Annotated in this window: 9 protein-coding genes and 1 pseudogene; 8 read left to right on the top strand and 2 right to left on the bottom strand. The window is 67.1% G+C overall.

Features of this window, described 5'->3' with window-relative positions:
• Nucleotides 1–253 precede the first annotated feature (253 nt).
• From QZ670_RS10110 to QZ670_RS10090, 5 genes are all read left to right on the top strand, one after another.
• On the top strand, nt 254–1,504 hold the full coding sequence (locus QZ670_RS10110) for a lipoprotein-releasing ABC transporter permease subunit (protein WP_294254601.1): 1,251 nt from the start codon (nt 254–256) through the stop codon (nt 1,502–1,504).
• Nucleotides 1,497–2,180 carry an ABC transporter ATP-binding protein gene (locus tag QZ670_RS10105; protein WP_064312920.1) on the top strand — a complete coding sequence of 228 codons (684 nt, stop codon included), beginning with the start codon at nt 1,497–1,499 and terminating at the stop codon, nt 2,178–2,180. The genes QZ670_RS10110 and QZ670_RS10105 overlap by 8 nt, the downstream gene beginning before the upstream one ends.
• A complete protein-coding gene (locus QZ670_RS10100) occupies nt 2,177–2,659 on the top strand; it encodes a glutathione peroxidase (RefSeq protein WP_294254596.1) in 483 nt (160 codons plus the stop codon). Before QZ670_RS10105 ends, QZ670_RS10100 begins: the two co-directional genes overlap by 4 nt.
• A 199-nt stretch (nt 2,660–2,858) precedes the next feature.
• Nucleotides 2,859–6,338, top strand: coding sequence for a DNA polymerase III subunit alpha (gene dnaE, locus QZ670_RS10095; protein WP_294254594.1), 3,480 nt, complete (start codon nt 2,859–2,861; stop codon nt 6,336–6,338).
• Nucleotides 6,339–6,522: 184 nt separating this feature from the next.
• Nucleotides 6,523–8,115 carry a long-chain fatty acid--CoA ligase gene (locus QZ670_RS10090; protein ID WP_294254592.1) on the top strand — a complete coding sequence of 531 codons (1,593 nt, stop codon included), beginning with the start codon at nt 6,523–6,525 and terminating at the stop codon, nt 8,113–8,115.
• Between the two features lie 192 nt (nt 8,116–8,307).
• Here the strand turns inward: QZ670_RS10090 and QZ670_RS10085 are convergent, their stop codons facing one another.
• Entirely contained in the window at nt 8,308–10,920 is a 2,613-nt protein-coding gene (locus QZ670_RS10085; protein WP_294254591.1) for a M1 family metallopeptidase, read from the bottom strand.
• A gap of 140 nt (nt 10,921–11,060) precedes the next feature.
• Here QZ670_RS10085 and QZ670_RS10080 point away from each other — a divergent pair, with 140 nt between their 5' ends.
• Nucleotides 11,061–12,284: an SGNH/GDSL hydrolase family protein gene (locus tag QZ670_RS10080; protein WP_294254589.1), complete on the top strand. Its 1,224-nt coding sequence runs from the start codon at nt 11,061–11,063 to the stop codon at nt 12,282–12,284.
• Nucleotides 12,285–12,359: 75 nt separating this feature from the next.
• Nucleotides 12,360–12,698, top strand: a pseudogene (locus tag QZ670_RS10075) (DUF3470 domain-containing protein); the annotation flags it as partial.
• A 130-nt stretch (nt 12,699–12,828) separates the two neighbouring features.
• Here QZ670_RS10075 and QZ670_RS10070 read toward each other — a convergent pair.
• Complete coding sequence (locus QZ670_RS10070) at nt 12,829–13,899, bottom strand: PA0069 family radical SAM protein (RefSeq protein ID WP_294254587.1); 1,071 nt, start codon at nt 13,897–13,899, stop codon at nt 12,829–12,831.
• 56 nt (nt 13,900–13,955) lie between these two features.
• Here QZ670_RS10070 and QZ670_RS10065 point away from each other — a divergent pair, with 56 nt between their 5' ends.
• A complete protein-coding gene (locus QZ670_RS10065; RefSeq protein WP_294254585.1) occupies nt 13,956–14,291 on the top strand; it encodes a VOC family protein in 336 nt (111 codons plus the stop codon).
• Nucleotides 14,292–14,350 lie beyond the last annotated feature (59 nt).

Below are 14,350 nucleotides of genomic sequence, written 5' to 3'. Positions count from 1 at the left end.
GCCTGCGTGACGACTGCTCGTCAGCCCCCTTAGTAAGTTCCCGCTGCAAACACTTGCGATTGCTCGCCTGTGGAGCTGGGAACCTTCCCCGAACCGTGGCCTTTTTGCGCCTGCGCTTCGACGGTTTCTTGGTAGAAGGCCGGAGCGCCTTTGTCACCGGTCGACAGCTTGGCGTCAGCAGATTGCGGCAAGCCTGTGTCGAATCGGCAACAGAACGCTTCCCACGCCGCGCAACCGGCCCTAGAGGATCCCCATGCTACTGTCGCGCTATGAGCGAATGATCGCCCGCCGCTATCTGCTGCCCGGGCGCAGCGAAGCCTTTATTGCCGTCGTCGCCGGCTTCAGCCTGGTTGCCGTGATGCTCGGCGTCGCGGCGCTGATCGTGGTGATGAGCGTGATGAACGGCTTCCGCGCCGAGCTGTTCGACAAGATCTCCGGGCTGAACGGCCATGCGGTGGTGCAGGGCTATAACGGCCAGCTGCGCGACTGGCGCCGCATCGCCGACGAAGCCAAGGCGATCCCCGGCGTCACTGCCGCCACCCCGCTGATCGAGCAGCCGCTGTTCGCCAGCTATAACGGCCGCGTCGAGTTCGCGCTGGTCCGCGGGCTTCGGCTGGAGGACATCCTCAACAACCCGACGCTGAAGGGCAAGGAGATCCTGGGTTCGTTCAAGAACCTCAAGCCGGGCAGCGAGCAGATCGCGATCGGCTCGCGATTGGCGGAATCGCTGGGCGCGACCATTGGCAGCCAGATCTCGATCATCAACCCGCAGGGCTCTGCCACGCCCTTCGGCACCATGCCGCGCATCGTCCAGTACCGCGTCGCCGCGATCTTCGAGGTGGGCGTGTACGACTATGACAAGGCCTATATCATCATGCCGATGGAGGATGCGCAGACGCTGCTGCTGCTCGGCGACTCCGTGCAGATGGTCCGCATCGATACCAACAAGCCCGAGAAGATCGACGAGGTGACGCGGCCGCTCGCCGACAAGGTCGCCAATATCGGCCAGATCACCGACTGGCGGCAGATGAACCGCGAGTTGTTCGAGGCGATCTCGCTCGACCGGACGGTGACCTTCACCGTGGTGTCGATCATCCTGGTGGTCGCGGCGTTCAACATCATCTCGTCGCTGATCATGCTCGTCCAGGCCAAGCGGCGCGACATCGCGGTGCTGCGGACGATGGGGGCGAGCAAGAGCGGGCTGATGCGCATCTTCGTCACCGTCGGCACCACGATCGGCGCGCTGGGCGTGCTGGCCGGCATGATCCTGGGCTTCCTGATCGTGAACTATCGCGAGGGCGTGGCGACCTTCATTGGTCTGGTGACCGGCCAGAAGGTGTGGGACCCGCAGATGCGCTTCCTCACCGAGCTGCCCGCCAAGACCGATCCGCTGCAGACCATCGCGATCTGCGCGATGGCGCTGCTCTTCACCTTCCTCGCCACCCTCTACCCTGCGTGGAAGGCGGCGAGCACCGATCCCGTCCAGGTACTGCGCTATGAATGAACCGGTTCTCCAGACCCGCGACCTGCGCCGCAGCTTCGAGCAGGGCGGGGTGCGGATCGACGTACTGCGCGGGGTCGACCTTGCGGTGCAGCCCGGCGAGATCGTGGCCCTGCTCGGGCCCTCGGGCTCGGGCAAGTCGACCCTGCTCCAGGCGGTGGGGCTGCTCGAAGGCGGGTTTGAGGGATCGATCCGCATCGGCGGCGAAGAGGCCGCCCAGCTGCCCGCCGGCGGGCGGACCGAGATGCGGCGCGAGAAGCTCGCCTTCATCTACCAGTTCCACCACCTGCTCCCCGATTTCGACGCGACCGAGAATGTCGTGCTGCCCCAGCTGATCCGCGGCGCGACCCGCGCGGCGGCGCAGGCGCGCGCGACCGAGCTGCTCACCCAGCTCGGCCTCGGCCACCGGCTGACGCACCGGCCCAACCAGCTTTCGGGCGGCGAGCAGCAGCGCGTTGCGGTGGCCCGTGCGCTCGCCAACCGGCCGCCGCTGGTGCTGGCCGACGAGCCGACCGGCAATCTCGACGAGGCGACCTCGGACCGCGTGTTCGGCGAGTTCCTCAACCTCGTGCGCAACGAAGGTTCGGCCGCGCTGGTCGCGACGCACAATGAGCGGCTGGCGGCGCGGATGGACCGCGTGGTGCGGCTCCACGAAGGGCGCCTGGAGGAAATGGCATGAGCGAGGCGATCACGCAGATCCCGGTGACGCTGCCGGACGGCACCACCAGCGACTTGTCGAAGTTCACCGGCCAGGTGCTGCTGATCGTCAACACGGCGTCGAAATGCGGCTTCACCCCGCAGTACAAGGAACTGGAGCAGCTCTGGCACGCCTATCGGGATCGCGGCTTTGCGGTACTGGCCTTTCCGTGCAACCAGTTCGGCGCGCAGGAACCGGGCAATGCCGAGGAAATCGCCAGCTTCTGCTCGCTCACCTATGACGTGACCTTCCCGATCTTCGCCAAGGTCGACGTTAACGGCAGCAACGCGGCGCCGCTGTTCCAGGCGCTCAAGGCGCAGGCGCCGGGGCTGATGGGCACCCAGGCGATCAAGTGGAACTTCACCAAGTTCCTGGTCAACCGCGCCGGCGAAGTGGTCGAGCGCTATGCCCCCACTACCGCGCCGAGCACCATCGGCGCGGATATCGAGGCGCTGCTCTAAGCTGCCGGAAAGCGGGAAAAAGCACGGCCGGAGCGGGAGGTGTGTGGATGCCCCGGCCGCGTGCTTCGTTTACCATATCTTCACTGGTTTGCAGATGTAGATCGATCCGTTTCGGCGGTATCGCTCGGCCGAGCGCAAAAGCTGTGGAGAAGCGTGGCTGCGGGTTGGCAATTGGGCGTGCGCGCTCCTAGGTTCGGGCATGGCGCATTCCGGTTTCGTCCCGCTTCGGGTTTTCTCCTGCTACACCATGCTCGAAGGGGCGATCGACCCCAAGGCGATCGCCAAGCACGCCAAGAGGCACGGCTTTCCCGCCATCGCCGTCGCCGATCGCAACGGCCTCTATGCCGCGATGAGCTTTTCGGATGCCGCCAAGAAGGCCGGCGTGCAGCCAATCGTCGGCACGCTGCTGGCAGTGAAGCGCTCCAACCTCGCCGAGGGGCTCAACGTGCCGATCGACTGGCTGGCGCTCTATGCGCAGGACCAGACCGGCTATGAAAATCTCTGCCACCTCGTCTCGCAGGCGCATCTCGACCGCCCGATCGAGGAGGACGCGCATGTGCCCTTCGCGGCGCTCACCGGGCATACCGACGGCCTGCTCTGCCTGACTGCGGGCGCCGAGGGCGCGCTCGCCCGGCTCTATGCCGAGGGGCAGGACAAGACCGCCGAGGCCTATGCGTCGCAGCTGGAAGCGCTGTTCCCGGAGCGGCTCTATATCGAGATCGCGCGCCGCCAGAACGAGGTGGAGACCCGCGCCGAGGACAAGCTGGTCGACCTCGCCTATGCGCGCAACCTGCCACTGGTCGGCACCAACCCGGCCTGCTTCGCCGAGGCCGATTTCTACGACGCGCACGACGCGATGCTTTGCATTGCGAACTCGACCTATCTCGAAACCGACGATCGCCCGCGCTCCTCGCCCGAGGCCTGGCTCAAGCCGGCCGAGACGATGAAGACCAATTTCGCCGACCTGCCCGAGGCGATTGAGAACACGCTCGTGGTCGCGCAGCGCTGCGCCTATGCCGCGCCCAAGCGCAAGCCGATCCTGCCCAGCCTCGCCGGCGACCGCGAGGGCGAGGCGGCGATGCTGCGCGAGCGCAGCTGGCAGGGGCTGAAGGACCGGCTCGATTTCGCCGGCATCACCGATCCCGCAGAAGTGGAGGTATATAACAAGCGCCTCCAGTTCGAGCTCGACATCATCATCCAGATGGGGTTCCCGGGCTACTTCCTGATCGTTGCCGACTTCATCCAATGGGCGAAGTCCAACGACATCCCGGTGGGGCCGGGGCGTGGCTCGGGCGCGGGCTCGGCGGTCGCCTGGGCGCTGACCATCACCGATCTCGATCCGCTCAAGCTCGGCCTTCTGTTCGAACGCTTCCTCAACCCGGAACGCGTCTCGATGCCCGACTTCGACATCGACTTCTGCGAAACCCGGCGCGGCGAAGTGATCCGCTATGTGCAGGAGAAATATGGCCGCGATCACGTCGCGCAGATCATCACCTTCGGGACGATGAAGGCGCGCGCGGTGATCAAGGACGTCGGTCGCGTGCTGCAGATGAGCTATGGCCAGGTCGATCGCCTAGCCAAGCAGATCCCCAACCACCCGACCGACCCCTGGACGCTCGAGCGCACGCTCAACGGCGTGAGCGAATTCCTCGCCGAATATAACGGCAACGAGGATGTGAAGCGCCTCGTCGACCTGTCGATGCGGATGGAGGGCCTTCCGCGTCACAGCTCGACCCACGCCGCCGGCGTGGTGATCGGCGACCGGCCGCTCGCGCAGCTGGTGCCGCTGTACCGCGATCCGCGATCGGACATGCCGGTGACCCAGTTCGACATGAAGAATGTCGAGGGCGCCGGGCTGGTGAAGTTCGACTTTCTCGGCCTCAAGACGCTGTCGGTGCTCAAGAAAGCCGTGGTGCTGCTCGCCAAGCGCGGCGTCGACGTCAATCTCGATCGGCTCGATTGGGACGACGAGGGCGTCTACGCCCTGCTCCAGCGCGGCGACACGGTCGGCGTGTTCCAGCTCGAATCCGAAGGCATGCGCCGCACGCTGACGGCCGTCCGGCCGACCAATTTCGGCGACATCGTCGCGCTGGTCTCGCTCTATCGTCCGGGTCCGATGGACAACATCCCGACCTTCGGCGCGCGCAAGGCGGGCCGCGAACCCATCATCTACCCGCACGACTTGCTCGAGCCGATCCTGAAGGAGACCTACGGGATCTTCGTCTACCAGGAGCAGGTGATGCAGGCCGCGCAGATCCTCGCCGGATATACCCTCGGCGGCGCAGACATGCTGCGGCGCGCGATGGGCAAGAAGGTCAAGGCGGAGATGGACGCGCAGCGCAGCATCTTCGTCAAGGGCTGCAAGGAGGTGAACGACATCCCGGCGGCCAAGGCCAACGAGCTGTTCGACTTGATCGACAAGTTCGCCGGCTACGGCTTCAACAAGTCGCACGCCGCCGCTTACGCACTGCTCGCCTACCAGACGGCGTGGCTCAAGGCGCACCATCCGCACGAATTCTTCGCCGCCTCGATGGCGTACGACATCCACCAGACCGACAAGCTGGCGGTGTTCGCCGATGATATGCGGCGGCTGGGCATCGAGGCGACCTCGCCCGACATCAACGCCAGCGAGGCCGACTTCACCGTGCAGGCGCATGGCGAGGGGCTGGCGGTGCGCTATGCGCTCGGCGCGCTCAAGGGCGTCGGCGAGCGGGCGATGGAACTGCTGGTCGAGGAGCGCGAGAAGAACGGCCGCTTCGCCAGCCTCGATGATTTCGCCAAGCGGGTCGATCCGCGCGTGCTCAACAAGCGCCAGCTCGAAACGCTCGCCTCGGCGGGCGCGTTCGACAGTATAGAACCCAATCGCGCGGGGGTGCATGCGGCGGCGGAAACGATCCTCGCGGTTGCCCAGCGCGACCATGCCACGCGGATGAGCGGGCAGGGCGGGCTGTTCGGCGATGCCGAGCCGGCCGGCGGCGGGATCACCGTGCCCAAGGATGCGGTCTGGTCGATGTCCGACAAGATCAACGCCGAGAAGGATGCCTTCGGCTATTACTTCTCCGCGCATCCGCTCGACCGCTACGAGCATCTGTTCCGCGGGCAAGGCGTGCGCGACATCGCCTCCCTCCCGGACATGCAGATCCCCGAGGGCGCGCGGGTCAACGCCCAGATCGCCGCGCTGATCGAGGATTGCCGCTACCGCACCTCGGCGCGCGGCAACCGCTATCTGATGGCGACGATCTCGGACCGCAGCGCGCAGATCCAGACCTCGTGCTTCGAGGAACTGATCGCCAAGGACATGGAAGCCTGCGCCAACGGCACCGGCTGCGCGATCCTGACGCTCGAACTCGACAAGCGCCCGGGCGAGGATACCCCGCGTGCGGCGGTTAAGCGGGTGCAGCCGTTCGACACGCTGGCGGGCACCACCCAGCTGATCCTGGAGATCCGCATCGAGGACCCGACCGTGCCGGCGCAACTCGCCGAGCTCGTCGGCGAGCTGCGCGGCGGGGGCAGGGGCGAGATCCTGCTCCACGCGCCGATCGACGGCGGCGAGGCGACGGTGATGCTCGGCCGCGGCTTCCGGCTCGATACCGAGCTGGCGGCGCGGATCGAGACGATGCCGGGCGTGCAGGCGGCGTCGCTGATCCCGGCGAGCATGAAGCTGCAGGCCGCCGCCTGAGGGTAGGTGCGCCCGCTGGCCCCCTCCACCGCGTTGCGCCAGCGGCGTGGTGGAGAGGGTATCCCGCGTCTCGACGACCCGGTATGCCGCGACGCTGCAGCAACAGGATGTAACGTCCGGCCCTCTCGACTCCTGCCGATGAAGGCGTATCCTGCGCCTAAACAGCCACGCAATGGAGAGGCATATGCTGGGCGGCATGCAGGATTTCGAGCTTCGGGTATCCACGCTGATCGACCACGCGGCACGGGAACACGGGCCCCGCGAGATCGTCACCCGCTGGGCGGACGGCAGCGAGACGCGCACGACCTGGGCGGGTATCGCGCACGATGCGCGGCGGATGGCGCAAGCGCTGGAGCGGCTCGGCATCCGCAAGGGCGACCGCGTCGCGACGCTCGCGATGAACCACAGCCGCCATCTCGTCGCCTGGTATGGCGCGACCGGCATGGGCGCGCTGATCCACACGATCAACCCGCGCCTGTTCGACGACCAACTCGCCTTTATCGGCAACCACGCCGAGGACCGGGTGCTGCTCTACGACCGGATGTTCGCCCCCGTAGTCGAGCGGCTGAAGCCGCACTGGACCACCATCGAGCACTATATCTGCTTCGACGATCTCGGCCCCGAGGGCTTCGAGGCGTGGATCGGCGCCGAGGATGGCAATTATGCCTGGGTGCAGGGCGACGAGCGCGAGCCGATGATGCTTTGCTACACCAGCGGCACGACGGGCAATCCCAAGGGCGTGGTCTATACCCACCGATCCACCGTGATCCACGCGCTCACCGAGCTGCAGCCGGCCGAGTTCGACCTCTCCACCCAGTCCGTGGCGATGCCGATCGTGCCGATGTTCCATGCGGTCGGCTGGGGGCTGCCCTGGGCGGCGCCGGCGGTTGGGGCGAAGATGGTGTTTTCGGCGCTCAACGACCCCAAGATCCTCTGCGAGCTGATGAACCGCGAGAAGGTGACGCACTCGGCGGGCGTGCCGACGGTGTGGTTCGCGATGTTCCAGCATATCGATGCGACCGGCGAGGCGCCCAAGCACCTCAAGATCGTCACCATCGGCGGATCCGCCGCGCCGCGCGCGATGATCGAGCGGCTGATGCGGATGGGCATGCGGGTCAACCACGCCTGGGGCATGACCGAAACCAGCCCGATCGGCACCATGGGCGCGCCCTCGCCCGACTGGGACGAGCTCAGCTTCGAGGCGCAGGTCGACCAGGTGAGCAAGCAGGGCAAGGTGCCGTACGGCGTCGAGCTGCGCACCGTCGACGACGAAGGGCAGGTGCTACCGCGTGACGGCAAGAGCTCGGGTCGGCTGCAGGTGCGCGGGCCTTGGGTGATCGGGCAATATTATCGCGAGGAAAAGCCGGCCGTCGATGCTGACAATTGGTTCGACACCGGCGACGTCGCGGTGCTCCATCCGGACGGGGTGATGCAGATCACCGACCGGGCCAAGGACGTGATCAAGTCCGGCGGCGAGTGGATCAGCTCGGTCGAGCTGGAGAATTGCGCGGTGGGCTGCGCGGGCGTCGCCGAGGCGGCGGCGATCGGGGTGCACCACCCGCGCTGGGAGGAGCGGCCGATCCTGCTGGTGGTGCGCAAGCCCGGCAGCGCAGTAAGCGAGGCGGAGATCCTCGCGCATCTGGGCCAGCACGTCGCCAAATGGTGGCTGCCCGACGAGATCCATTTCGTCGACAGCCTGCCCCACACGGCGACCGGCAAGCTGCTCAAGATGGAGATCCGCCAGCGCTACAAGGATTATTCGCTCAAGGCGGCGTGAGGGGGGCGGGGCGCTCGTCGCGCCTCCTTCGTCATTCCCGCGAAGGCGGGAATCCATTTGCCAGGACGCTCGTGGATCGAGCCGCCACGTCAGCCCCAATGGATCCCCGCCTTCGCGGGGATGACGGTGGTAGCTGGCGGGCGTGGTTCTCGTGTCTGATGCGCCCTCCCGCCTGGAGAGGGCGCACCATCCTTACTTCCCCGCGATGATCGCTGCGCTCACTTCGCCCGCCTTGGCGTCGCGGAAGCGGGCGCAGGTGCGGATCGTCTCGATCGCGCGATCCAGGTTGAGCGTGCTGCCCTTGGTGGTCGGCCGCAGCTTGGCGTCGACCGCATCGGCCTGCGCGTTCGAGCAGAGCGCGCCGAACATCTGCGCGGCCCGGCCCGAGAACACCCCGCCGCCGCCGCCATTCTTCACGAACTCGTCGAAATGCGCGATCATGAAGTCGCTGGCGAGGTCGCGGGTATAGGGCGACTTGAGGAAGCCGGCGACGGTGAACAGCCGCTGGCGGGCATCGACGCGCGGATCCTTGAAGTCGTTCAGGAACCAGCGGGCGATGTCCGGATTGTTCGACGCGGTCACCCCCTGGCCGAGCGCCTGGAACAGCGCCGGCTTGCCCACGCTCTGGGTCAGCAGCGTCTGCGCGAAGGGCACGCCGCGCTCGTTGAGCGCGATGCCCGCCGCGACCCCGCGCCATGCCGGGTCGAGCGCCTTGTCGTCGCCCGCCACGAAAGCGTCGAACGCGGTCAGCAGCTTTGCACGGAGCGCCGCATCATGGCCGGTGACCGCGACGAGGCTCACCAGGTCCTTGCGCAGCTCGCGCTGGTCGGCCTCCTCCTTGGCATAAGCGCCGGTTGCCGGATCGAAGCCGATCTTGGCCAGCATCGGGCCGTACAGCTCGACGAACAGCTTGCGATAGGCGGGCAGCGCGTCCGCCGTGATCAGCCCGCGCTTCTCCAGGTCGCGCAGGCTATGGGCGTTCTCGAAGACGATCTTCGTCGACGGGTGCTTCGCGGTGGCGCGGGTGAGCGCGATGGTGCGCGTTACCGGGCTGCGACCGGCATAGAAGCTCGCCCAGGTGCTGTCGTCGATGGCGAGCACCTCGGCGGCAGGCAGGCTGGGGGTGGCGGCGATCAGCGCGTCCCAATCGGCCGGATCGAGCTCGAAGCGATAATAGCCCCAGCCGCCGGCGTTCGGCACCAGCGCGCCGCTGCCCTTGGCGGAGACGGTCATGCTCGGCTTGTCGAGCAGCGTGCAGTTCTTGGTCTCGCCCTGGCGGAGGCAGAGCGGAACGATCCACTGTTCGGCGGGCAGGTTGGCGCCAAAGAAGCCGTAGCGCGACTGGGTAGCGGTGAGCGCGCCGCCCTCCCGGTGCAGCGTAATCAGCGGCACGCCCTGCTGGTCGACGAAGCTCTTCAGCGAGGCGAGCACGCGCGGATCATGCGCGGCATCGGCGAGCGAGGCGAAGAACTGGTCGGTGCTGGCATTGCCATAGGCGTGGCGCTGCATGTGCAGCCGAACGCCCTCGCGGAAGGCTTCGTCGCCCATATAGGCGGCGATCATCGCGACGACCTGGCCGCCCTTGCCATAGGTGATCTGGTCGAACGCCGCGTCGATATCGCCGTCGTTCGGGATCGGCTGGTGGATCGGGCGTCCGGCGGCGAGCGCGTCGAGGTCCATCGCGTCGAAGCCTTCCTCGATCGCGTTGAGCTCGATCTGCAGGCCCGGGCGCCACTCATTGCCGATGCGATAGCCCATCCAGTTGGCGAAGCTCTCGTTCAGCCAGATATCGTCCCACCACGCCGGCGTGACGAGATCGCCGAACCATTGGTGCGCCAGCTCGTGCGCGACGACCATGCCGAACGCCTGCTTGCGCTCGCTGCTATCCTTCTCGTCGAGGAAGAGGATGCCGTCGCCATAGATGTCGGCGCCGGCATTCTCCATCGCGCCCGGCATGATCGGCGAGCCGATCTGGTCGAGCTTGGGGAAGGGGAAGGGCTGGCCGAAATAATTCTCGAGCAGCGAGACGATCTTGCCCGATTCGTCGCGCGCAAAGGCGAGCTGGCCGGCATTGGGCTTGGTGCCCACGACGCCCAGCGGCATCTGGGTGCTGCGCTGGGGCGTCGGCGGGATCATCGTGGAGGCGGTCGCGAAGGGGCCGGTGACCAGCGCGACGAGGTAGGTCGGCAGCGGCTTGGTCGGTGCGAACTGGTGGCGGACCAGCGCGCCCGCCTTGCGGCTGCTTGCCTCGGGCGCGTTGCTGACCGCGGTGAAGCCGGGCTTGGTCGTAATCGAGACGGTGAACGGCGTCTTGTAGCCCGGCTGGTCGAAGGACGGGAAGGCGGCGCGCGCCTCGATCGATTCGAACTGGGTCCAGCTGTACCAGGCGTCCTCGACCTTCACATGATAGAGCCCCTGGGTGCCGGTGCCGAACGCGGCGTCATAGTCGAACACCAGTGTCACGCGACCGGCGGGCAGCGTCTTGCCGAAGTCGAGCTCGGCGAGGCCAGTGGCGCTCTTCTGCGTGAACGTCGCCGTGACCGACTTGCCGCCGCTCCGCGCGATCGCCTTGGCGACGTGCAGGTCGCGGCCGTGCATCCAGATCGTCCGCGCGGGCGCCTTCAGGTCGATGTCGATCTCGGTATGGCCGTTGAAGCGATCCTTCTCGGGCAGGATGGTGAAATCGAGTCGATAGGCGATCGGCGTGGCGGCATCAGGCAGCTTGCCGGTGGGCACGGCGGGTGTCTGGGCGAGAGCGGCGACGGGCAGCAGCAAGGCGGAGGAAGCGAAGAGAAGCGCGCGCATCGAGGTTCCTTGGTCGAAGAAGGCAACTGCTTAGGTCTGCCGCTGCATTGCCGCAATAGCACAGCGGCACGCCGGAACGGCTTGCCCTGACTCCGTTCCGGACTATGGTACCGCTATCAATATATTGCTGGAGAGGGTGTATGGCGAAGATGCTGCGCTGGGTCGTGGTGGGGCTGCTTGCGGCGGCGACCGCGCAGGCCGCGCCAGGGGATCGCTGGACGACGGCGTGGTGGACCTCGCAGCTGGCGCTCGACTCGCAGAATGCCTTGCCCGCCGCCGATCTCACCGATGCCACGCTGCGCCAGATCGTGCGCCTCCAGGGACCCGCGACTCGGCTGCGGGTGCGCTTCACCAACCGCTTCGGCAGCGCGCCGCTGACCATCGACGGCGCGACGATCGCCCGCGCGGTGGACATCGCCAGCCCGAAGATCGACGCCGCCACGCTGCGCCCGCTGCGCTTCGGCGGCGCGGTGGCGGTGACGATCCCGGCGGGTGCCGATTATTGGAGCGACCCGATCGAGCTGAAGGGTGCGGGCGGCACCGATCTCGCCATCTCGCTCTATGTCGCCAATCCGCCGGCGCAGCAGACCGGCCACCCGGGCTCGCGCGCGACCTCCTATCTCGTCCACGGCAACCACAGCGCCGATCCGGATCTCGCGGGCGCCAAGACCGTCGATCACTGGTTCCAGATTGCCGGCATCGAGGCGGTGGCGCCCAAGGCACGCGCGATCGTCGCGTTCGGGGATTCGATCACGGACGGCTACGGCGTGAAGCCCAACACCAATGCGCGCTGGACCGACGCGCTCCAGCGCCGGCTGCGCGCGGCGCCGAGGATGGGCGAGGTGGCGGTGCTCAATGCCGGGATCGGCGGCAACCGGCTGCTCAACGACGGGCTGGGGCCGAACGCACTGGCACGGTTCGATCATGATGTGATCGGTCAGCCGGGCCTCACCCACCTGATCGTGCTGGAGGGAGTCAACGATCTCGGCACGCTGACCCGCGAGGCGCCGGTGCCGGCGGCAGCCCACACGGCGCTGGTGGCGCGGATGATCGACGCCTATCGCCAGATCGTCGCCCGCGCCCATGCCCGCGGGATCAAGGCGATCGGCGCGACGATCATGCCCTATGCGGGCTCGGGCTATTATCATCCCGATGCGCAGAACGAGGCCGATCGCCAGGCGGTCAACCGCTGGATCCGCACGCCGGGTAATTTCGACGCGGTGATCGATTTCGACGAAGCGATGCGCGATCCGGCCGACCCCAAGCGGTTGCGCAGGGACTATGACAGCGGGGACGGGCTGCATCCATCGGTGGCGGGCTACGCCGCGATGGCGCAGGCGGTGCCGCTCGCGCTGCTGCGCTAGCCGGGGCTGCTTGGCGAACCTGCTTGGCATGGTGCAACCTCCTCGGCCTTGGCCGGACAGAGGGGCTTTTGCAGCATGACCGGGGTGATCACGGACGCTTGCATCAAGTGCAAGCACATGGACTGCGTGGAAGTCTGTCCCGTCGATGCCTTCTATGAAGGCGAGACCATGCTGGTGATCAACCCGCGCGAGTGCGTGGATTGCAGCTGCTGTATCGAGGCTTGTCCAACCGACGCGATCGTGTTCGACACCGAGCCGCGGGCCGCGCCTTGGCTGGAACTCAACGCCACCTATTCCGAGATCTGGCCCAACGTCACCATCAAGGCCGGCCAGACGCCTGCGGATGCGGCGGACTTCCACCACGTCGCCGATAAATATGCGCGCTATTTTTCGGCCAATCCCGGTGCGGGCGATTCGGACGATCGCGTTGCCGCTGTGCGTGCGGCGTGTGGCCATTGCCGCCGCGAGACTCTGCTCGACCGCTGGCGCAAGGCGGTCCCTCGCTGGTTCAGCGCCAAGGGCTGAGGCCTCTCTGCTCCTGCCGCTAGAACAGCTCCCCCTGCGGCCCGGCGGGCGGGCGGAACAGATCGGTACGCAGTCGCATCCGCTCGCCGTCGAGCCCGTAGCGCTGCACCGCGCGGGTGAAGCGGGTGCGGAGCAGTTCGGCCCAGGGGCCCTGGCCGCGCATGCGGGTGAAGAAGCCGGGGTCATTGTCCTTGCCGCCGCGGATCGACTGGATCGTCGCCATCACCTTGCCGGCACGATCGGGGAAATGCGCGTCGAGCCAAGCGCGGAACAGCGGGGCGACTTCCCAGGGCAGCCGCACCGGCAGGAAGAAGGCGCCGCGCGCGCCGGCCTCCGCCGCACGTTCGAGGATATGCTCCATCTCGTGGTCTGTGACGTGCGGGATCACGGGCGACATCGAGACGAACACCGGTACGCCGGCATCGGTAAGCGTGCGGATCGCCGCCAGCCGGCGTTCGGGATGCGGCGCGCGGGGCTCCACGGTCATCGCGATCCTAGGATCGAGCGAGGTGACCGAGAGCATCACCGCCGCCAGCCCCTGCGCAGCCATGGGGGCGAGCAGGTCGAGGTCCTTCACCACGCGGTTGGACTTGGTGGTGATCGTCACCGGATGGCGGCATTCGGCGAGCAGCTCCAGGCAGCCACGGGTGATCCGCCAGGTCGATTCGATCGGCTGATAAGGATCGGTATTGGTGCCGAAGGCGATCGGCTTGCACACATAGCCGCGCTTAGACAGCTCGGCGCGGAGCAGCGCGGGCGCGGTCGGCTTCACGAACAGCTTGCTCTCGAAATCCAGGCCGGGGGAGAGGTCGAGATAGGCATGGCTCGGCCGGGCGAAGCAATAGATGCAACCATGCTCGCAGCCGCGATAGGGGTTCACCGATTGCTCGAAGCTGATGTCCGGCGACTGGTTGCGGCTGATGATCGTGCGCGGGGTCTCGACCGTCACCGTGGTGCGGAGCGGCGGCGGGGCGCCGTCGATCGCTTCCTGCGCATCGAGCCAGTCGCCGTCGGCCTCGCGAGCTGGGAGGTTGAAGCGCGCGCTCGCGTCGTTGAACGTGGCGCCGCGGACGGGGCGACTCTTTGCCATTGCGCGATGCTAGGCCGAGCGATAGAACGAAGCAAGAACATTGAGGGGGATGGGTGATGGCGCGGTTGAACTATCTCGAATTGCCTGCGGGTGACGTGGGCGCGCTCAAGGGCTTCTACGGCGCCGTGTTCGACTGGCAGTTCACCGATTTCGGGCCGAGCTATGCGGCGACGATGAGTGGCGACACCGATGTCGGGCTCGACGGTGATGCGCAGGGGCGGACGCAACTGCTGCCGGTGATCGCGGTCGACGATCTGGAGGCGACGCTGGCGGCGGTGGAAGCGGCAGGCGGTGTTGTGACGGTGCCGATCTTCAGCTTTCCCGGCGGGCGGCGGTTCCATTTCCGCGATCCGCAGGGGCATGAGTTGGCGGCGTGGGTGATGGAGGGGTGACCGAACTACCCGTGCCCCTGCGAAAGCAGGGGCCCAGGGTAGGATAAGACGTCGCTCGC

The organism is uncultured Sphingomonas sp. (assembly GCF_913774285.1).
Classification (GTDB): Bacteria; Pseudomonadota; Alphaproteobacteria; order Sphingomonadales; family Sphingomonadaceae; genus Sphingomonas.
Note: the sequence above shows the minus strand (reverse complement) of the source record. Positions and strands in the feature narration are given on the sequence as shown.

What these genes read in the sequence shown, in the direction of transcription:
- QZ670_RS10110 (WP_294254601.1), top strand. Translation starts at nt 254, where the DNA reads ATGCTACTGTCGCGCTATGAGCGAATGATCGCCCGCCGCTATCTGCTG.
- QZ670_RS10105 (WP_064312920.1), top strand. Translation starts at nt 1,497, where the DNA reads ATGAATGAACCGGTTCTCCAGACCCGCGACCTGCGCCGCAGCTTCGAG.
- QZ670_RS10100 (WP_294254596.1), top strand. Translation starts at nt 2,177, where the DNA reads ATGAGCGAGGCGATCACGCAGATCCCGGTGACGCTGCCGGACGGCACC.
- dnaE (WP_294254594.1), top strand. Translation starts at nt 2,859, where the DNA reads ATGGCGCATTCCGGTTTCGTCCCGCTTCGGGTTTTCTCCTGCTACACC.
- QZ670_RS10090 (WP_294254592.1), top strand. Translation starts at nt 6,523, where the DNA reads ATGCTGGGCGGCATGCAGGATTTCGAGCTTCGGGTATCCACGCTGATC.
- QZ670_RS10085 (WP_294254591.1), bottom strand. Translation starts at nt 10,920, where the DNA reads ATGCGCGCGCTTCTCTTCGCTTCCTCCGCCTTGCTGCTGCCCGTCGCC.
- QZ670_RS10080 (WP_294254589.1), top strand. Translation starts at nt 11,061, where the DNA reads ATGGCGAAGATGCTGCGCTGGGTCGTGGTGGGGCTGCTTGCGGCGGCG.
- QZ670_RS10070 (WP_294254587.1), bottom strand. Translation starts at nt 13,899, where the DNA reads ATGGCAAAGAGTCGCCCCGTCCGCGGCGCCACGTTCAACGACGCGAGC.
- QZ670_RS10065 (WP_294254585.1), top strand. Translation starts at nt 13,956, where the DNA reads ATGGCGCGGTTGAACTATCTCGAATTGCCTGCGGGTGACGTGGGCGCG.